We start from the raw sequence: 19,114 nt of genomic DNA, 5'->3' as shown, positions 1-19,114 counted from the left end.
AGATGTGTATAAGAGACAGATCAACGCCAAGCTGGCGCCGGCCTTCCTGCCTGCTGCTGGCAAGCCGGTGTTGCTGGGCATCACCAAGGCCTCGCTCCAGACCCGCTCCTTCATCTCGGCAGCGTCCTTCCAGGAAACCACCCGCGTCCTCACGGAAGCGGCGGTTCAGGGCAAGAAGGACACGCTCGTCGGTCTGAAGGAAAATGTCATCGTCGGCCGCCTGATCCCGGCGGGGACCGGCGCGGGCATGAACCGTCTGCGCGTCGCCGCCTCCTCGCGGGATGCAGCGATGCGCGCCGCGCTGCGAGCGGCGAGCCAGGTCGACCTGATCGCCCCATCCAGCGCCGCGGCGGAACATGCCGCCGAGCTGCGCCAGGGGCCGGAAGCCGCGATCGGCAACGATCCGCTGGCGACCGTGCAGGGTGATGATTTCACCACGCAGGACATGGACTGACGCTTCGAGGGCGCGGGTGGCTGTTTCCTGTACGGGGAGCGGCCATCCCGCACCTTGCCTTTATGGCAACGCAAAAAAGCCCGCCGGATGCGTGACGCGCACCGGCGGGCTTTTCTTTTCGCGCTTATTCGTTTGGCACATCCGATATTCGTGTGCGGGAAGAAACCATCCTCCCCTTGCAGGGGAGGTGGCTGGCCGGAGGCCAGACGGAAGGATGTAGCGCTATCGATAGGGCGACACCCCTCCACCACCGCTACGCGGCGGTCCCCCGCCCCTTGCAGGGGAGGATTATTGCAGTGTTGGGTTTGCAAAGCGCATAGTCGCCTTCACGTTGCTGCCCGCGTGAGGCCAAAAACCCTCTTGACCTGTCCCTAGCCGCCGCCTATCTGCGGCCTCCCAAGCGGGTCACGGCCCGCCATTGATGCCCGATCCTCTAATGGTAAGAGAGCGGACTCTGACTCCGTCAATCAAGGTTCGAATCCTTGTCGGGCATCCATTTCCAAATAGTCGCGATTTCCAGGGCTGTTAGCCTGGCCGTTGACGTCAGGTGTCGTCGTGCGGGTGATGCTGTTCCATGCGGCGATGGGCTTCGGCCAGTTCGATCTCGCCGATCAGCAGGGCCGCGTCGCCGGTCGTGAAGCCGGTGACGGGATCGATCATGCCGCTGTGGCTGAACCGGCTAACGAAATTCTGGAACCGTTCGAGGGCTATGCGGACGTCGCTGGTCATGACTGTCTCTCCCGATATGCGATTTCGGGGAGAGCATATCGGGTGCGCCGGATTTTGCCAGCCTATCGCATCATTCCCAGCGCAACCGCCTCCGCCACCTTGATGCCGTCGATCGCGGCGGAAAGGATGCCACCGGCATAGCCTGCGCCTTCGCCAGCGGGGTATAGGCCAGCGACATTGAGGCTCTGGAAATCCTTGCCGCGGGTGATGCGGATGGGCGAGGATGTGCGTGTTTCCACGCCGGTCATGACCGCGTCAGGATGGTCGTAATGGCTGATCTGGCGGCCAAAGGCAGGCAGCGCCTCCCGGATGGCATCGACCACATAGTCAGGCAGGCAGCGCGCCAGATCGGTGGGGGTAACGCCCGGCTTGTAGGAGGGGACGACCTCTCCCAAGGCGGTGGAGGGGCGAGCGGCCATGAAGTCGCCCACGGTCTGGCCGGGCGCAAAGTAGGAGGAGCCGCCCGCGACGAAGGCCGCCGATTCCCAGCGACGTTGCAACGCGATGCCCGCCAACGGGCCTTCGGGATAGTCGCGCGCGGGATCGATGCCGACCACCAGTCCTGAATTGGCGTTGAATTCGGCGCGGCTATATTGGCTCATGCCGTTGGTGACGACGCGCCCTTCCTCCGACGTCGCGGCAACGACCCGGCCGCCGGGACACATGCAGAAACTGTAGACGGTGCGGCCATTGGCGCAATGATGGGCCAGGCTATAGGAGGCCGCGCCCAGATCCGGGTGGCCCGCGCAATTGCCGTAGCGGGCGCGATCGACCCAGCTTTGCGGATGTTCGATCCGCACCCCGATGGAGAAGGGCTTGGCCTCTATATGGACGCCGCGGCTGTGCAGCATTTCGAAGGTCGGGCGGGCGCTGTGGCCGACAGCAAGGACGACATGGTCGGCTTCGAGGAAGCTGCCATCCTGCATATGGAGGCCGCGCAGCCGATGGGCGCCCTCGCCCGCTGGCTCCAGCGCGAGATCGTCCACGCGGGTCTGCCAGCGATATTCGCCGCCCAGCGCCTCGATCTGGCGGCGCATGGATTCGACCATGGTGACGAGGCGGAAGGTGCCGATATGGGGGTGGGCTTCCCACAATATGTCGTCCGGGGCGCCCGCCGCGACGAACTCCTCCAGCACCTTGCGGCCGAGGAAGCGCGGGTCTTTGACCCGGCAATAGAGTTTGCCGTCGGAGAATGTGCCCGCCCCGCCCTCGCCGAACTGCACGTTGGAATCCGGGTTCAGTTCGGCGCGACGCCACAGGCCCCATGTATCCTTCGTCCGTTCGCGCACTGGCTTGCCGCGATCCAGGATGATCGGGCGGAACCCCATTTGCGCGAGGATCAGGCCAGCGAACAGGCCACATGGTCCCGCGCCGATGACGACCGGGCGCTGCGCCGGGCCGCCTTCGGGGGCGTGGGTCACGAATCTGTAGCGTGTGTCGGGCGCGGGGCGCACATCCTTGTCACCAACGAAGCGGGCGAGGATGGCGGGTTCGTCGCTGGCGGCGATGTCGAATGTATAGACAAGCTGGATCGCGCTGCGGCGGCGCGCGTCATTGCCGCGCCGCACCAGACTGTGGGACAGCAGGTCGGAGGCAGGGATGCCCAACCGGGCGCAGATGGCGGCGGGGATCGCTTCGGCAGGATGGTCGAGCGGGAGTTGGAGGCCGGAGAGACGGATCATGGACGGGCTGTAGATGATGTGGCCGGATAAGAAAACCGTCCGCCTTGGACGCAAGCCTGCCCCCTCATTCAATCCGTTCGCCCTGAGCTTGTCGAAGGGGAGTCCTTTTCTTTCGAGAAGAAGGACGGGGCTTCGACAAGCTCAGCCCGAACGGGATTTAGGCCGTCCGGCGCTGGCCCATGATCCATTCGCCCAGCAAGGCGACGAGCATGCTGAGGCCGGTCAACGGGAACAGCAGGCCGATGAACAGCATCAACCCTGCCACCATGCGCCGGGCGGCGGGGGTGGCCGCGGGCGGTGCGCTGAGCCGCCCCCGTTGCCGCCGCTTCCACCACAGGACCGGTGCGGTCAGGCACAGGAGGAGCAGGCAGAGGCAAGCCGCCAGCATCAGCAGCCGGTTGACCTCGCCATATTGCTGGCCCTGATGGGTGGCGATGCCCCATTCGACCGCTTTTGCGCCCGGACCGAACATGCGCCAGTCCATATCCTGCACCACCGCACCCGATGCCGCGTCGATGGTGATGGCGCGCGCGTCCTGCGCCTGCGTGACGATGGAGGCGGCGAGATAGGGCGCGCCGGGACTGGCGGGCAGGATGAGCTGCACACCGCCCATGCCATGCGCGGTGGCGATGCGCAGAGCCTGATCAACGCCGATGTCGCCAGCATCGCCCGCGATCGGACCGCCTTCGCGCAGCGTCCATGGCAGTGCATCCTTGGCCAGCGCGCTCCATGGGACGACCGCCATTTTAGGCCGTCCCCAGTCATTGGCGGCCACGACGGCACGCAGCCCGCCGCCCCAGACTTCCGTCCATGGCATCCCCGTCACCGCAAGGAAGAGGATGACACCAGCCGACAGGAAACCCAGCGTGCCGTGCAGGTCGCGCCAAAAGAGGCGACCGGATGCCTTGCCCCGGATCGCCAGTGCGGGCTGGCCGCGCCGGGGCCAGCGCAGATAGAGGCCGGTGATGCAGAGCAGGATCGCCCAGCCCGCGACGACCTCCACCAGCCGGTTGCCGACCGGGCCGGTGAGCGCAAGGCTGTGCAAATCCTTGATGACCTTCATGAAGCCGCCGCCGCGCATCTGACCGAGTATCCGGCCATCGCGCGGATCGACGAAATGGACCGTTGGCGGACCGCCCTCCACCTTGGTCATCACCCGCCAGCTTTCCGACATGGTGGCGGGACGAACGATTTGCGTTACCTGCGCGCCTGTCGTCCGCTCCACCACAGCGGCCAGGCGCGATGGCGGAAGCAACGCGCCGGACGGCGTCGTCGACATATGGACGGGATAGAGCGTCGCCTCTATCTCCGGCTTGTAGAGATAGAGCGCGCCCGTCACCGCCATGAGTGCCAGCACGGGCAGGACGATCAGGCCGGCATAGAAATGCCAGCGCCACATCGCCCGGTAGAAGCCTGTGTCATCCATCGTCCTGCCCCCCGGTTCAGAATCGCGCGCGCACGCCGCCATAGATGGCGCGGCGTTCGAGCGGGTAGAAGGCGACGCTGCCTTCGTCCACTGCCGTAGCCGCGTTGTCGGGCGTGTAACGGACCAGCGCGCTGATGTCGCCGACCGCACGCTTCTGCGTCAGGTTGCGCGCATCGAGGAACAGGGTGACGCCATCGCGCAGCTGCGCCTGTGCGCCCAGATTGAGCAGGGCATAGTTGCCGACCCGCTTGCTGTTGACATAGTCGACCCACGCCCCCTGCGGCAGCCATTCGACCGAGGGCGAGACGCTGAGCCTGTCTGTCCCCAATTTGAGTTCGGCGCGGTAGAAATGGCGCGGCACCACCGGCAGGCGATTGTCGCCATAGATGGCGTCGTTGCGGAAGCGGAAATCGCTATATTGATAGACCTGGCGGAGCGACGCCCATGGGGTGAAGGCGAGGTCCAGACCCGCTTCGACGCCCTGATGACGGGTCTTGTCCGCGTTGAAGGTGGCGGCGGGGATGACGCCTGCGATCACGCTATATTGCAGCATCTCGCCCTTTATGTCGGCGCGATAGAGGCTGACATCCCAGGATGCGATGCCGATGCGGCCACGGGTGCCGATTTCGGCGGTCCACGCCTTTTGCGCGCCGACGGGTGTGAAGCCGGGCGCGCCGCCTGCGGGCGTTTGGCTGAGTTCACTATAGCCGGGCAGTTCGACCGAGCGGTTATAATTGGCGTAGAATTGCAGCGCGTCGTCGGGCTTGTAGAGCAGGCCGATCTTGGGCGAGAAGGCGTCGAAGCTGGCGTCGCCGCTGCGTTGCGGGGCAAAGCGGTTGTCGATTCGCCGTTCGCCATGGGTGTAGAGCCCGCCTGCGATCAGCCACAGGCCGGGCGTGGGGGCGACGCGGACTTCGCCATAGCTGTTGATCGTCTGGGCGCGCTGCTGAACATTGGCGGTGGGCGCGCCGCGCTTGCCTGACAGGTTGATAAACTGGCGCGCGGTGACCTTGCCAAAACGCGCCTGCGTGCCAAGCGTCAGTTCGACCGGCAGGCCGCCAAGGTCGCCCGCCAGATCGAGGCTGGCGAACGCGCCGCGATCTTCCGATTTCTGGTCGATCACCTGAAAGATGGGATGGTAGAGATCCTTGGCATTGAGGAACAGGCCGAACGCCAGTTGGCCGCCACCAAGCTGGATGGTCGTACGGTTTTGCAGGCGGATCGAATCAATGTCGCGCGCCTGGTTGCCGACGAAATTGCCCTTGGTCGGATCGCTCAGCACCGATTTTTCGCTGAGCGAGCCGGACAATTTCTGACGGATGGTCTGGGCGCTGGCGTAGAAGCGGGTTTCGATTGTCTCGCTGATCTTCACGCCGACATTGCCGTTGAAGCGATAGGATTTCCGCTTGCCATGATCGCGGTCGCCATCCGACCGATCGCTGGTGATCGCGGCGAAGGCATCGCCCCGGTCATCGGCATAGCCATAGGCGGCCTTGGTGCGGATCGTGTCGAAGCTGCCGCCATCGATGCGCAGTTCAACGCCCGGCGCGCTGCGTCCGGTCGGGGTGACGGCATTGATCGCGCCGCCCAGCGTCGATCCGCCCAGACGCAGCGCATTGCCGCCGCGATAGACCTCCAGATGCTGAAAGACTTGCGGGTCGAATTCCTGAAAGTCACCATTGTCGTCGGCCAGGTTGATCGGAATGCCATCCTGCAACAGGGTCAGGCCGCGCATGTGGAAGCCGCGCGACAGGCCGGAACCACGGATAGAGATGCGAACCTCCTGCCCGAAGCGGGGCTGGGTGTAGACGCCGGGCGAGAAGGTGAGCGCGTCGCGCAGGGAGACGGCCAGCTTATTCTCAAAATCGTCAGCGGCAACGACATCGACGCCGCCCGGTGTGCGCTCGACGCGGGCGGCGGCTTCCTGGGCAAGCGCGCTGGCGGTGACGATGATGCGGCTCTGGTCGGGGGCTTCGTCGGCGAAGGCAGTGGTAGTCGACAGGGCAAAGGCGATGGCGCACAGCGAAACGCTGCGCGTGGCGTGGGTGATACGCATGAATTTTAACCTATTGATATAGTGTAATTTCCTGACTTTCTTGTCAGGATTGGGGCTGCGCAAATTGCATCCTCCCTACAAGGGGAGGTGGCTGGCCAGAGGCCGGACGGAGGGGTGTCAAGCTATCGAGAGGGTGACACCCCTCCGTCAGCACTTCGTGCTGCCACCTTCCCCTCAGGAGGAGGATGTCGTTAAGCGGTTGGCGGCCCGGATGAAGGCGGTGGGGGCGCGGCGAGGCGCGCGATCAGGCCCGTCTTGAGCGCGAAGGCGATCGGGCCATAGGCCAGTTGCCAGGCAGGCAGCGGCAGGTCTGCGAGCAGCAGTGGGGGCACGGCGGGCTGGACCGAAGCGGCGAAGGCGCAGGGCATGTGCCGGGCCATGCCATCGTCGGGCGCATGATCGCCCTTGCCCGGTGCCAAGTCGCGATCGACCAGCACGTTGATTGCGCCCTGCCCGGTGCAGAGGGTTATGATGACGCCCCGATCCGTGCGGACAGGCATGAAACCCGACGGCACGAACAACTGGACGGCCAGGACGAGCAGCGCCAATGCGGCAAGCAGGCCGCGCGCGGTGCTGGAATGTCTGATCGCCCCCGTCATGTGGGGGCCGCCATAATGACGAGGCGCTGCCTTGTCACTAGGGCAATAAGTCCATCGCGCGCTGCCCTGAACTCACCTTGACGTAAACGTAAAGCTGCGTTACATCATGCGTCATGGACAAGCGCAGCAGCATCGCCGGCATCGAGCTACCCGACCATCGGGACCAGCAGAGCTACAGCATTTCCGACCTCTCCGAAGAGTTTGGCGTCACGGCCCGCGCCTTGCGATTCTATGAGGATGAGGGGCTGATCGCGCCCGAACGGCAAGGTCTGGCCCGCATCTATTCGCGGCGCGACCGCGCGCGGCTGGCGTGGATTTTGCGCGGCAAGCGGGTCGGTTTCAGCCTGACTGAAATTCGCGAGATGATCGACCTGTATGACGCCGATGAAGAACATGAAGAGCAGCGCCGCGTCACGGCCGCCAAATGCCAGGCGCGGATCGAACTGCTGACCCGGCAAAAGGACGATATTGACGCGGCCATTGCCGAACTGGCCAATTTCGTTGCGGCCATCGCCAAAGACTGACGCCCTCCCCTACCCGCCCTTTCCCGATAAGAAAAACGCCCGGAGACGATCATGCCCACTTATACCCCCCCCGTTCGCGACACACGGTTCGTACTGGATCATGTCGTCGGGCTGGAACGCTATGCCAACCTGCCCGGCTTTGAAAATGCGACGCCCGACCTGGTCGAGGCGATCCTGACCGAAGGCGGCAAGATTGCCGCGGAAGTGCTGTTCCCGTTGAACGCGGTGGGCGACAAGGAAGGATGCACCCGTCACCCCGACGGCAGCGTGACCACGCCGACGGGCTTCAAGGATGCGTTCGACCAGTTTGTCGCGGGCGGTTGGACCACGCTGCATTCGCCGGCCGAATTTGGCGGACAGGGCCTGCCGTCCGTCCTGGCGACGGCGGTGGATGAATATGTGCTGTCGGCCAATCAGGCGTTTGAAATGTATCATGGTCTGACCGCCGGTGCGGTCGCGGCGCTGATTGCCAAGGGCAGCGATGAATTGCAGCAGCGCTATATCCCCAAGATGGTGTCGGGCCAGTGGACCGGCACGATGAACCTGACCGAGCCGCATTGCGGCACCGATCTGGGCCTGATCAAGACCAAGGCCGTGCCCAATGCCGATGGCAGCTATGCGATCACCGGGACCAAGATTTTCATTTCGGCGGGCGAGCATGACCTGTCGGAAAATATCATCCATCTGGTGCTGGCCAAGACGCCGGGCGCACCCGACAGCAGCAAGGGCATTTCGCTGTTCGTCGTTCCCAAGATCCTGCTGCATGACGACGGGTCGCTGGGCGAGCGCAACGCCGTGTCCTGCGGTTCGATCGAGCATAAGATGGGCATCCATGGCAACGCCACCTGCGTCATGAACTATGACGGGGCAACCGGATGGTTGGTCGGCGAGGAGAATAAGGGGCTGGCCGCGATGTTCATCATGATGAACGCGGCGCGGCTGGGCGTTGGCCTCCAGGGTCTGGCCCAGGGCGAAATCGCCCTGCAGAACGCAGTTCATTATGCCCGCGACCGGCGGCAGGGCCGCGCGCTGACCGGGCCGAAGGAGCCGGAGGAAAAGGCCGATACGCTGTTCGTCCATCCCGATGTGCGCCGGATGTTGATGGAGGGCAAGGCCATCACCGAAGGGTTGCGCGCGCTGATCCTGTGGGGGGCTTTGCAGGTCGATCTGTCGCATTATGCCGCCACCGAAGAAGAGCGCCAGCAAGCCGACGATCTGATCGGGCTGCTGACCCCGGTCATCAAGGGCTATGGCACCGACAAGGGTTTCGATGTCGCGGTATCCAGCCAGCAGGTGTTTGGCGGCCATGGCTATATCTGGGAAAATGGCGTGGAGCAGTATGTCCGCGACGCGCGCATCGCCCAGATTTATGAAGGCACCAACGGCGTGCAGGCGATGGATCTGGTCGGCCGCAAACTGCCGATGAATGGTGGCCGCGCGTTGCAGGCATTGCTGAAGATCATCGCGACCGAAGTGGCCGATGCCAAGGCCGAGCCGAAGCTCGCCGCCTTCGCCGAAGCGCTGGAAAAGGCGACCGGCCAGTTGCAGGCCGCGACCATGTGGCTGATGCAGAATGCGATGAAGAACCCCGATAATGCGGGCGCAGGCGCGCATCATTATATGCATATCCTGGGCATCGTCGCCACCGGCCTGATGTGGTTGCGCATGGCCAAGGCCGCGACCGGACTGCTGGCGGCGGGCGAAGGCGACGCGAAGTATCTGGAAGCCAAGCTGGTGACGGCGCGCTTCTTTGCCGAGCGGATCATGCCCGACGCGGGATCGCTGCGCCGCAAGATGGAAGGTGGCGCCGAAGCGCTGATGGCGCTGGACCCGGATATGTTCCTGGCGGCGTAACGCCAATCAAGGCGGGTCTGGCCACATGGGTGGCCAAGGCCCGCCACCCGCGATAGGCTGGCCCCTTTCAAGGGGGACGCCAGCCATGACCATCACCGCCAGTCCGGCGCCTGCCCGCACGTTGGGACTTGCCGCCTGCATCGCGCTGGTGATGGGGAATATGATCGGGTCGGGCGTGTTCCTGCTGCCCGCCGCGCTTGCGCCCTTTGGGTGGGATGCGGTGGCAGGTTGGGGGTTTACGATCGCCGGGTCGCTGGTGCTGGCCTTCGTCATCGCCCGGCTGACGGTGGCGCTGCCGGGGACGAGCGCGTCGCAGATGATCGCGCGGGCCTATGGGCCGCTTGCCGGGTTTGCGATTGGCTGGATCTACTGGCTGTCGATCATCATCACCAATGTCACGATTGCGGTCGCGGCGACGGCCAATCTGTCCAGCGTCCTGCCGCTGCTGGCGCGGCCGGGCGTCGGGGCGATAATGTCGATCGGCTTGCTGTGGGCGATGACGGGCATCAACCTGATCGGCGCGCGGGCGGCGGGCATGACGCAGATCGTCACGACGGTCATCAAGCTGATCCCGATCGCGGTGGTGCTGGTCCTGCTGGTCATGACGGTGGGGAACGGCACGGCGCAGGTCGCGCCCTTCCCGGCGCAGGGGCTGACGGGCGCGGGCATTACCGCGTCGGCGGCGCTGACGCTCTGGGCCTTGCTGGGGTTTGAATCGGCCAGCGTGGCGGCGGACAAGGTGCGTGATCCGGCGCGAACGATCCCGCGCGCAACATTGATCGGCACGGCGGTGACGGGGCTTATCTATCTGCTGGTCTGTTCAGGCATAGCGCTGACCCTGCCAGCGGCGGAGACGCAGACCGGATCGCCCTTTGGCGCATTTGTCAGCCATTATTGGTCGCCCGGCCCGGCGCGCTTCATCGCCTTGTTCGTGGCGATCAGTTGCCTGGGGGCGCTCAATGGCTGGACGCTGCTGATGGGCGAGGTGCCGCTGGCGATGGCGCGGGCGGGCGAACTGCCGCGCTGGCTGGCGGGAACCAATGCCAAAGGGACGCCAGTGCGCGGGCTGATAGTGTCCACGCTGCTCGCCAGCCTGTTGCTGGTCGCCAATAGTTTGCAGGAGCTGGTGGCGCTATTTACCGCCATGGCGCTGCTGGCGACATCGGCGACGCTGTGGCTCTATGTCGGCTGCGCGCTGGCGAGCATGCGGTTTCGGGTGGTGGTGCCCGCCGCGGTCGTGGGGCTGGGCTATGCGCTGTGGACGCTATGGGGCGCGGGGATCGTGGCGAGCGGGTCGAGCGTGCTGCTGATGGCGGCGGGGTTGCCCTTTTATTGGTGGGCGCGGCGAGAGCGTGCAGCCTGACGTGACGTACTCCCGCGAAGGCGGGAGTCCAGTTCACAGGGTAGGACTGGGCTCCCGCCTTCGCGGGAGCACCATGATGCCAGCGATCAATCCCCCCACAAATCCTTGATCTTGCCGAAAAATCCGGTCGAGGCCGGGCATTCTTCTCCGGTTTCGGTTTCGCGGAAGGCTTCGAGCAGTTCCTTCTGCTTGGCCGTCAGCTTCGTGGGGGTTTCGACGTCGATCTGGACGACGAGATCGCCCTGCCCGCGTCCGTTGAGGACCGGCATGCCCGCGCCACGCTGGCGGATCTGCTTGCCCGACTGAATGCCGACCGGGATCTTGATGCTGTGGCGCACGCCGTCCAGACCCGGCACTTCGATCGTACCGCCGAGCGCGGCTGTCGTGAAGCTGACCGGGCAGCGGCAGAAGAGCGTGGTGCCATCACGCTCGAACAGCGAGTGACGCTTGACGTGCAGGAAGATGTAGAGGTCGCCCGCAGGAGCGCCACGCGCGCCCGCCTCGCCCTCACCCGACAGGCGGATGCGGGTGCCATCGTCCACGCCAGCGGGAACATTGACCGACAGCGTCTTGGGCTTGTCCACCCGGCCTTCGCCCCGGCAGGAGCGGCAGGGGCTTTCAATGACCTTGCCCGCGCCATGGCAGGATGGGCAGGTGCGTTCGACCACGAAAAAGCCCTGCTGCGCGCGGACCTGACCATGGCCTTTGCAAGTCGGGCAGGTCTTGACGCTGGTTCCCGGTTCCGCGCCGGAGCCGTCGCAACTGTCGCAGACGGCCGAAACCTCGATCTGAATCTCGGTCTGCTTGCCATGATAGGCTTCGTCGAGGGTGATTTCGAGATCATAGCGCAGGTCCGCGCCGCGCCGCTGCTGCTGGCGACCGCCGCCGCCAAAGCCGCCGCCCTGCCCGAAAATCGTCTCGAATATATCGCCAAGGTCGGAAAAACCGCCGGCACCGGCGTGGAATCCGCCACCGCCGCCCTGTTGCTGCTGCTTGAAGGCCGCATGACCGAAACGATCATAGGCTGCGCGCTTTTGCGGGTCTTTCAGAACCTCATAGGCTTCCGACACGGCCTTGAACTTGGCTTCGCTGTCGGTGCATCCCCCGGTCTTGTCCGGGTGATATTTCATCGCCATTTTGCGATAGGCGCTTTTCAGCACGCTCGCGTCGGCGGTGCGCTCGACTTCGAGCAATTCATAATAGTCGATTTCGGTCGTCATTCGGACCCCCGCCCGGCTGTCCCGTCACCCCGCCTGGCGGCGGGGTGACGGGTATAGGGCTTCAGCTTCAAGCCTTGTTGTCGTCCACTTCGGAGAATTCGGCGTCGACGACATCGTCGTCCGCCTTGGGTGCTTCAGCGCCCGGCGCAGCAGCCGCAGCCTGCTCCTTCTCGTAAATGGCCTGACCCAGCTTCATCGCGACCGTGGCGAGTTCCTGCGCCTTGGCCTTCATGGCTTCAGCGTCACCACTTTCGATCGCAGACTTGGTGTCGGCAATGGCGGTTTCGATCTCGCCCTTCAGGCTCGCATCGACCTTGTCGCCATGTTCGGCCAGCTGCTGCTCGGTCGTGTGGACGAGGCTTTCGGCGTTGTTCTTGGCTTCGGCCGCTTCACGACGCTTCTTGTCCTCTTCGGCGAAGCGTTCGGCGTCCTTGACCATCTGGTCGATGTCGGAGTCCGACAGACCGCCCGAAGCCTGGATGCGGATCTGCTGTTCCTTGCCGGTGCCCTTGTCCTTCGCGGACACATTGACCAGACCGTTGGCGTCGATGTCGAACGTCACCTCGATCTGCGGCACGCCACGCGGCGCCGGGGGGATGCCGACGAGGTCGAACTGGCCGAGGATCTTGTTGTCCGCCGCCATTTCGCGCTCGCCCTGGAACACCCGGATCGTCACCGCCTGCTGATTATCGTCGGCGGTCGAATAGACCTGCGACTTTTTCGCCGGGATGGTGGTGTTGCGGTCGATCATGCGGGTGAACACGCCACCTAGCGTTTCGATGCCAAGGCTGAGCGGTGTTACGTCGAGCAGCAGCACGTCCTTGACGTCGCCCTGCAACACGCCCGCCTGGATCGCCGCGCCCATGGCGACGACTTCGTCCGGGTTCACGCCGGTATGCGGTTCCTTGCCGAAAAATTCCTTCACGGCTTCGCGCACCTTGGGCATGCGGGTCATACCACCGACCAGGACGACTTCGCTGATCTCGCTGGCCGAAACGCCTGCGTCGGCCATTGCCTTCTTGCAGGGTTCCATGGTGCGCTTGATGAGGTCGGCGACCAGACGCTCCAGATCGGCGCGGGTGATCGACTTCACCAGATGCTTGGGACCATTCTGGTCAGCGGTGATGAAGGGCAGATTGACTTCGGTCGTCTGGGCCGAGGACAACTCGATCTTGGCCTTTTCAGCCGCTTCCTTCAGACGCTGGAGCGCAAGCTTGTCCTTGGTAAGGTCAATGCCTTCGGACTTCTGGAAGTCGGCGGCCAGGAATTCGACCAGCTTGGCGTCGAAATCTTCGCCGCCCAGGAAAGTGTCGCCATTGGTCGACTTCACTTCGAACACGCCGTCGCCGATTTCCAGAATGGAAATGTCGAACGTGCCGCCGCCAAGGTCATAGACCGCGATCGTCTTGCCGTCCTGCTTGTCGAGGCCATAAGCGAGCGCGGCTGCGGTCGGCTCGTTGATGATGCGCAGCACTTCAAGGCCGGCGATCTGACCGGCATCCTTGGTCGCCTGACGCTGGGCGTCGTTAAAATAGGCAGGCACGGTGATGACCGCCTGGGTGACGGTTTCGCCCAGATAGGATTCGGCGGTTTCCTTCATCTTTTGCAGGATGAAGGCGCTGATCTGCGAGGGGCTGTAATCCTGGCCACCGGCCTTGACCCAGGCGTCGCCATTCGGACCCTTGGCAATCGAATAAGGGACGAGCTCCATGTCCTTCTTGGTCATGGGATCGTCGAAGCGGCGGCCGATCAGGCGCTTGACCGCGAAAATCGTGCTGTCCGGATTGGTGACCGCCTGGCGCTTGGCCGGCTGACCGATCAGGCGCTCGCCATCCTTGGCGAAGGCGACGATGGACGGCGTCGTGCGCGCGCCTTCCGCATTTTCGATTACCTTGGGCTTGCCGCCGTCCATGACGGCGACGCAGCTGTTGGTGGTGCCAAGGTCGATACCGATAACTTTTGCCATTGTGTCCTCTTTGAACCCCAAATTCTATTCAGCGGTTGATGGCCCCATACCTCACGAAAGCGCCAAGGCAAGGCCGGTTTGCAAGGGCGATATAGGGGCGCTTTTGCTTGGCACAAGAAGCTGGGGCGATTACCTATGTACGCTGACCGGAAACGAGACAGTCAGGAATGAGTTGATGCGCGCCCCCTTTGCCCTTTTCGCCCTCTTGGCTCCACTGGCGCTGGCCGCGTGCGGCGACCCGGCGCCGACCTATATCGACCAGGCCTGGGTACGGTTGAGCCCCAACAAGGAAACGCCATCGGCCGGCTATTTCGTCGCGCATGGCGGTGATGCGGGCGGGCAGATACGCGGCGTGCTGACCGATTACGCGCTCAAGGTCGAGATGCATGAAAGCGTCGACAAGGACGGCATGATGACGATGGAGCGAATCGACAGTGTCGATATTCCGGCCAAGGGTGAAGTCGCCTTCGCGCCCGGCGGCAAGCATCTGATGCTGTGGGGTGTGAATGATACCGCGATCAGCCGGGGCAAGATGCAGCTGACCTTCCTGATGGCCAATGGCGACCGCTTGCTGGTCGATGCGGTGATCCGCAAGCCGGAGGCGGCGGGCGCAGGCGCAGCGGCAGCCAAGCCTGCTGGCGAGCATGAGGGCCATTGAGCAGCCGTAGCCTGACGCCCGATGAGGTTGCGCTGGCGCGGGGCGTGTTCGGCGCGGCCATCGATTATGGCCGGGTACGGGTGCATGCGCGCAAATGGTGGCCGTTCCAGCCCAGGGGCGTGACGATGGCGCCCGATGGCGACCTGTGGTTTCACCCGGACGGCGGGCTGTTCTGCGCGGATTTCTGCGAAAGCCCGCTGCATGTTCAGGGGCATTTCATCCATGAGATGACCCATGTGTGGCAGGCGCAGCGGTCGGGGCGGTGGTGGCTGCCGCTGATGCGTCACCCCTTCTGCCGCTATGGCTATGATGTCGTGCCCGGCAAGCCGTTCGAGCGCTACGGCATCGAGCAGCAGGCGGAGATCGTGCGGCACCTGTTCCTGATGCGCAGCGGCCTGTCGGTAACAAACAAGCCACCGCTGGACGTTTACGAAGCGCTGGTGCGGTTCAGTTCAACGCCCGTTTGATGCCATCATGCACCTCGCCAGGCCGTTCCGCTTGCGCGGCAGCAGCCAGCCCGTCCAGGATCGCGAGATGGGATTCGATCGCCGCCGCGATCCCATATTGGCGGGCAATGGCGCGCAGGCATGCCGGTCGTTCGCTATAATCAAGCCCCCGGTCGAGCGCGGCGGCCAGTGCATCGGCATCACCGCGCGGAACGACGGCGCAATGAGGCGCGGCACGCAACATCTGGGCGGCGCCATCGAAACAATCCGTCGTGACGACCGGACAATTGGTGGCAAGCGCCTCGATCACGGCGGCTGGCAGGCCTTCATAATGTGATGACAGGGCGAACAGATCAGCCTTGCGCAGCCAGGGGACCACGTCACTCACAAAGCCGGCCAGTTCGACCCGTTTGCTCAATCCCAATTGGGCGATGAGCCTTTCGATCGCGACCCGCTCCGGTCCTTCGCCGACGATGACCAGTCTATCCTGCCTTCGACGCATGCGCGCGAAGGCCGTGATCAAAAGGTCGAGCCGCTTTTGCGGCATCATGCGCGCGAGTGCGACAATGGTGCGAGGCGCATCGCAGGCAGGGGTCTGCGGCGCAAAGTCAGCGAGCATGGCGTCACTGACATAGGGATTGAGCACCGTTTGCAGCTTGTGCGCATGCTGCGGATAGAGCGCCGTCAAGGTCCGCTGCTCTGCATGTGTCAGCGGCAAGATGCGATCGAAGCGGCTGAAAATGAAGCCGTAGAGCCTACGCCGATACCAGCGCGCAATTTTGCTGCTGTCGCGCGGGCGGATGACGGGATTGGTGGTCTTGAACGCAAACCGGATGCCGGAACGCGGCACAAGGAAAGTGGCCAGTGCGGTAACAAGGCCGATATTGTTACTCGTCGCCAGAACGACATGCGGACGCTCAGCCCAAATTCGACGGACAATCATTGGCAGGCCTCGCGCCAGTTCCAGCTTGCGAGAGCCCAGGGGCTCTCCCGCCGTCGCGAGCTTCACGGCCGGATTGCACAATGATCCAAGAGCAGCCTCACCCTCCCGGTCCGTCCGCATCCGCGCAATAACAACGTCCTTGCCAGCCTCCGCAAAGCCGCTGGCCAAATGCACGGCGACCCGGTCGGCCCCGCCTTGACCAAATTTATGCATGGTCAACAATAAACGGGCGCGGATCATCGATGCACGTCACGCGCCAGGTGTCGACTATCAGAGCGCATTTGTATCTTGGCCTCACCGTAACAGACAGTATCGGCCAAGGCGGTTGGAGCATCTCGTCACGCCCCCGCCGATACGTGCCATAGACGCCGCGATCACGCCTGTCCCATAGTCGATGAGATCAACCGCGCAGAAAAAAAGGCGAACCCTCAGGTCCGCCTTCTTTTCTACCGTCAGCCAGGAATGGCTGGATCAGTACACCCGTGCCTTGGGCTTCACATATTCCGCTTCGTCGGTCATCGTATAGTCGTGGACCGGACGGTAATCGAGCGTCACCTTGCCGCCCGAACCACCCCAGCCTTCGAACCAGCTGATGGTGTGCTTCATCCAGTTTTCATCGTCGCGGTTGGGGAAATCCTCATGCGCGTGGGCGCCCCGCGATTCCTTGCGGGCTTCGGCGCCTTCCATCGTGCAGATGGCCTGGCTCATGAGATTGTCGAGTTCGAGCGTTTCGACAAGGTCGGTGTTCCAGATCAGCGAGCGGTCGCTGACCTTGACGTCCTGAAGCCGCTTGTTGACCGCCTGCATCCGGGTGACGCCTTCGGACAGGAGTGCGCTGTCGCGGAACACGGCGGCGTGCTTCTGCATGGTGCGCTGCATGTCGAGGCGAATGTCCGCCGTCGGCGTGCCGCCCTTGGCATTGCGATAATGGTCGAGGCGACCGAGCGCGAGATCGGCGGCGTCCGACGGCAGCGGCTTGTGCGGTGCGTTGGGCTTCAGATTGTCCTTGAGGAACAGGCCGGTAGCGCGACCGAACACGACAAGGTCGATGAGCGAGTTGGAGCCGAGGCGATTCGCGCCATGGACCGACACGCAGGCCGCTTCGCCGACCGCGAACAGGCCAGGCACGACCACTTCGGGATCATCGCCCTTCTTGGTCACGACCTGGCCATGATAGTTACAGGGGATGCCGCCCATATTGTAATGGACGGTCGGGGTCACCGGCAGCGGCTGGCGGGTCAGGTCGACGCCAGCGAAAATCTTGCCGCTTTCGGTGATGCCGGGCAGCCGTTCGGCCAGCACCTTGGGATCGATATGGTCGAGGTGCAGGAAGATATGATCCTTATGCTCGCCAACGCCGCGCCCTTCGCGCATTTCCATCGCCATCGAGCGGGACACGACGTCGCGCGACGCCAGATCCTTGGCCGAGGGCGCATAGCGTTCCATGAAACGCTCGCCTTCGGAGTTGGTGAGATACCCGCCCTCGCCGCGCGCGCCTTCGGTGATCAGCACGCCTGCGCCGTAAATGCCGGTCGGGTGGAACTGCACGAATTCCAGATCCTGAAGCGGAAGCCCTGCGCGCAGCACCATGCCGCCGCCGTCGCCGGTGCAGCTATGCGCCGAGGTCGCGGAGAAATAGGCGCGGCCATAGCCGCCGGTCGCCAGCACGACCGCATGGCTGCGGAAACGATGGATCGAGCCATCTTCCATGCACAGGGCGATCACGCCGCGGCATTCGCCATTTTCCATGATCAGGTCGATGGCGAAATATTCGATGTAGAAGTCCGCGTCATATTTCAGCGATTGCTGATAGAGCGCGTGAAGCATGGCATGGCCGGTACGGTCAGCCGCCGCGCAGGTGCGCTGCACTGGCGGGCCGGCGCCCATATTCTGCATATGGCCGCCAAAGGGACGCTGGTAGATCGTCCCGTCGTCGTTCCGGCTGAACGGCACACCGGCATGTTCCAGTTCGATGACGGCGGCGGGCGCTTCGCGCACCATATATTCGATCGCGTCCTGATCGCCCAGCCAGTCGGACCCCTTGACGGTGTCGTACATGTGCCAGGTCCAGTGATCGGGCGAATTGTTGCCAAGGCTGGCGGCGATGCCGCCCTGCGCCGCAACGGTATGGCTGCGGGTGGGGAACAGCTTGGTGATGCAGGCGGTCTTGAGGCCCGCTTCGGCGCTGCCCATGGTCGCGCGCAGGCCCGAACCGCCAGCGCCGACAACCACGGTGTCATACACATGGTCGATGATCTTGTAGGCTTGCGTCATTATTCGACGACCCCCGTGAAGGCGATCTTGGCGATCGCAAAGACGCCCGCGGCCGCGCCGCCAAAGGCATAGAAATTGAGCAGCAGGATAGAGAAGAAGGCCAGTCCCTTGTCATGGACATAATCTTCCAGCATCACCTGCATCCCAAGGCGCAGATGCCAGAAAATGCTGACGATCATCAGCATCATCGGCACCGCGACCAGCGGGTTGGCGATCCACAGCACGACGCTTTCATAGTCGAGGCCAGGCAGGGTCAGGAGGCTGAAGATCAGCCACAGCACCAGCAGCAGATTGCCAACGGCGGTGTAGCGCTGCGCCAGCCAGTGATGCGCGCCATGCCGCGCCGACCCAAGGCCACGGACGCGGCCGATACCAGTTCCGTTACCCATCAGAAGGCCTTTCCGAAAATATAGAGCCAGACAAGGGCGGTCACGAGCACCGAAGCGACAACCACCGCGATCGACCAGCTCTTGTTCGTGCGCAGTTCATAGCCCGCGCCCATATCCAGAACGAAATGGCGCAGCCCCGAAAAGAGATGCTGGAAAAAGGCCCAGGTAATGCCGATCATCACCAGATAGCCAAAGGGCGAGGTCGCGCATGTGATGAAGGTCGCATAGGCTTCAGGACCAATCGCGGCAGCCATCAGCCACCAGACGAGGCCCAGCGCGCCAACCGTCGCAAGGCCGTTGCCGGTCACGCGGTGCAGGATGGAAATGGCCATCGCGGGGCCCCATTTCCAGATCGTCAAATGCGGCGAGAGCGGCCGGCTGTTGGTTCGCGCCATGTCTACCCTTGTCCCTGAAATGTCCCTATAAGTGCGATCCCCTTAAGAGCGAACGCGCATGAGGGCAAGCGGTGCAAAGCATGGCTGCCCCAACGATCGTATCCCGCGATCATAAGAAGTGATTAACCAAAGCGCG

The 19,114-nt window shown here is 63.8% G+C and carries 16 protein-coding genes, 1 tRNA gene and 1 pseudogene; 7 read left to right on the top strand and 11 right to left on the bottom strand.

The genetic code is table 11. The annotated features are described in order from the left end of the window. Positions 1–49 precede the first annotated feature (49 nt). Positions 50–454: pseudogene (locus FE851_RS02900) on the top strand (hypothetical protein); the annotation flags it as partial. Positions 455–876: 422 nt separating this feature from the next. Then, a tRNA-Gln gene (locus FE851_RS02895) sits at positions 877–950 on the top strand. Between the two features lie 47 nt (positions 951–997). Here the strand turns inward: FE851_RS02895 and FE851_RS02890 are convergent. From FE851_RS02890 to FE851_RS02870, 5 genes are all read right to left on the bottom strand, one after another. Further along, positions 998–1,183, bottom strand: coding sequence for a hypothetical protein (locus tag FE851_RS02890; protein ID WP_107124183.1), 186 nt, complete (start codon positions 1,181–1,183; stop codon positions 998–1,000). Positions 1,184–1,245: 62 nt separating this feature from the next. Further along, the gene (locus tag FE851_RS02885; RefSeq protein WP_145199687.1) at positions 1,246–2,865 is read right to left on the bottom strand and encodes an NAD(P)/FAD-dependent oxidoreductase; all 1,620 of its coding nucleotides are present in this window, start codon (positions 2,863–2,865) and stop codon (positions 1,246–1,248) included. A 157-nt stretch (positions 2,866–3,022) separates the two neighbouring features. Next, complete coding sequence (locus tag FE851_RS02880) at positions 3,023–4,291, bottom strand: PepSY-associated TM helix domain-containing protein (RefSeq protein WP_261370837.1); 1,269 nt, start codon at positions 4,289–4,291, stop codon at positions 3,023–3,025. Positions 4,292–4,307: 16 nt separating this feature from the next. After that, positions 4,308–6,347: a TonB-dependent receptor family protein gene (locus tag FE851_RS02875; protein WP_145199684.1), complete on the bottom strand. Its 2,040-nt coding sequence runs from the start codon at positions 6,345–6,347 to the stop codon at positions 4,308–4,310. 191 nt (positions 6,348–6,538) lie between these two features. Then, positions 6,539–6,946 carry a hypothetical protein gene (locus FE851_RS02870; RefSeq protein ID WP_145199681.1) on the bottom strand — a complete coding sequence of 136 codons (408 nt, stop codon included), beginning with the start codon at positions 6,944–6,946 and terminating at the stop codon, positions 6,539–6,541. Between the two features lie 113 nt (positions 6,947–7,059). On the opposite strand from FE851_RS02870, the gene FE851_RS02865 reads away from it, so the two are divergent. From FE851_RS02865 to FE851_RS02855, 3 genes are all read left to right on the top strand, one after another. Further along, positions 7,060–7,470, top strand: coding sequence for a MerR family transcriptional regulator (locus FE851_RS02865; protein WP_017180887.1), 411 nt, complete (start codon positions 7,060–7,062; stop codon positions 7,468–7,470). A 51-nt stretch (positions 7,471–7,521) separates the two neighbouring features. Next, complete coding sequence (locus tag FE851_RS02860) at positions 7,522–9,324, top strand: acyl-CoA dehydrogenase C-terminal domain-containing protein (RefSeq protein WP_145199678.1); 1,803 nt, start codon at positions 7,522–7,524, stop codon at positions 9,322–9,324. Positions 9,325–9,409: 85 nt separating this feature from the next. Then, positions 9,410–10,687 (top strand): amino acid permease, encoded by a 1,278-nt coding sequence (locus FE851_RS02855; RefSeq protein ID WP_145199676.1) that lies wholly within the window; start codon positions 9,410–9,412, stop codon positions 10,685–10,687. Positions 10,688–10,773: 86 nt separating this feature from the next. Here the strand turns inward: FE851_RS02855 and dnaJ are convergent, their stop codons facing one another. Next, on the bottom strand, positions 10,774–11,907 hold the full coding sequence (gene dnaJ, locus FE851_RS02850) for a molecular chaperone DnaJ (protein WP_019051626.1): 1,134 nt from the start codon (positions 11,905–11,907) through the stop codon (positions 10,774–10,776). Positions 11,908–11,974: 67 nt separating this feature from the next. After that, complete coding sequence (gene dnaK, locus FE851_RS02845) at positions 11,975–13,873, bottom strand: molecular chaperone DnaK (RefSeq protein WP_017180891.1); 1,899 nt, start codon at positions 13,871–13,873, stop codon at positions 11,975–11,977. 175 nt (positions 13,874–14,048) lie between these two features. Here dnaK and FE851_RS02840 point away from each other — a divergent pair, with 175 nt between their 5' ends. Then, a complete protein-coding gene (locus tag FE851_RS02840; protein WP_019051625.1) occupies positions 14,049–14,531 on the top strand; it encodes a copper chaperone PCu(A)C in 483 nt (160 codons plus the stop codon). Continuing rightward, entirely contained in the window at positions 14,528–14,998 is a 471-nt protein-coding gene (locus tag FE851_RS02835; protein WP_145199674.1) for a vgr related protein, read from the top strand. The genes FE851_RS02840 and FE851_RS02835 overlap by 4 nt, the downstream gene beginning before the upstream one ends. On the opposite strand, the gene FE851_RS02830 is transcribed toward FE851_RS02835, so the two are convergent. The 4 genes from FE851_RS02830 to sdhC form a co-directional block, all read right to left on the bottom strand. After that, entirely contained in the window at positions 14,979–16,133 is a 1,155-nt protein-coding gene (locus FE851_RS02830; RefSeq protein WP_186378735.1) for a glycosyltransferase, read from the bottom strand. The two genes, FE851_RS02835 and FE851_RS02830, sit on opposite strands and share 20 nt — an antisense overlap. 258 nt (positions 16,134–16,391) lie before the next feature. Next, positions 16,392–18,194 carry a succinate dehydrogenase flavoprotein subunit gene (gene sdhA, locus FE851_RS02825; RefSeq protein WP_017180895.1) on the bottom strand — a complete coding sequence of 601 codons (1,803 nt, stop codon included), beginning with the start codon at positions 18,192–18,194 and terminating at the stop codon, positions 16,392–16,394. Then, positions 18,194–18,583 carry a succinate dehydrogenase, hydrophobic membrane anchor protein gene (gene sdhD, locus FE851_RS02820; RefSeq protein ID WP_017180896.1) on the bottom strand — a complete coding sequence of 130 codons (390 nt, stop codon included), beginning with the start codon at positions 18,581–18,583 and terminating at the stop codon, positions 18,194–18,196. Before sdhD ends, sdhA begins: the two co-directional genes overlap by 1 nt. Then, complete coding sequence (gene sdhC, locus FE851_RS02815) at positions 18,583–18,978, bottom strand: succinate dehydrogenase, cytochrome b556 subunit (RefSeq protein WP_017180897.1); 396 nt, start codon at positions 18,976–18,978, stop codon at positions 18,583–18,585. Before sdhC ends, sdhD begins: the two co-directional genes overlap by 1 nt. Positions 18,979–19,114: the final 136 nt, after the last annotated feature.

This window comes from Sphingobium sp. B2 (genome assembly GCF_007693735.1).
In the GTDB taxonomy this organism is placed as follows: domain Bacteria; phylum Pseudomonadota; class Alphaproteobacteria; order Sphingomonadales; family Sphingomonadaceae; genus Sphingobium; species Sphingobium xenophagum.
The sequence above is the reverse complement of the archived record's forward strand: the minus strand, read 5'-3'. Positions and strand labels throughout refer to the sequence as shown.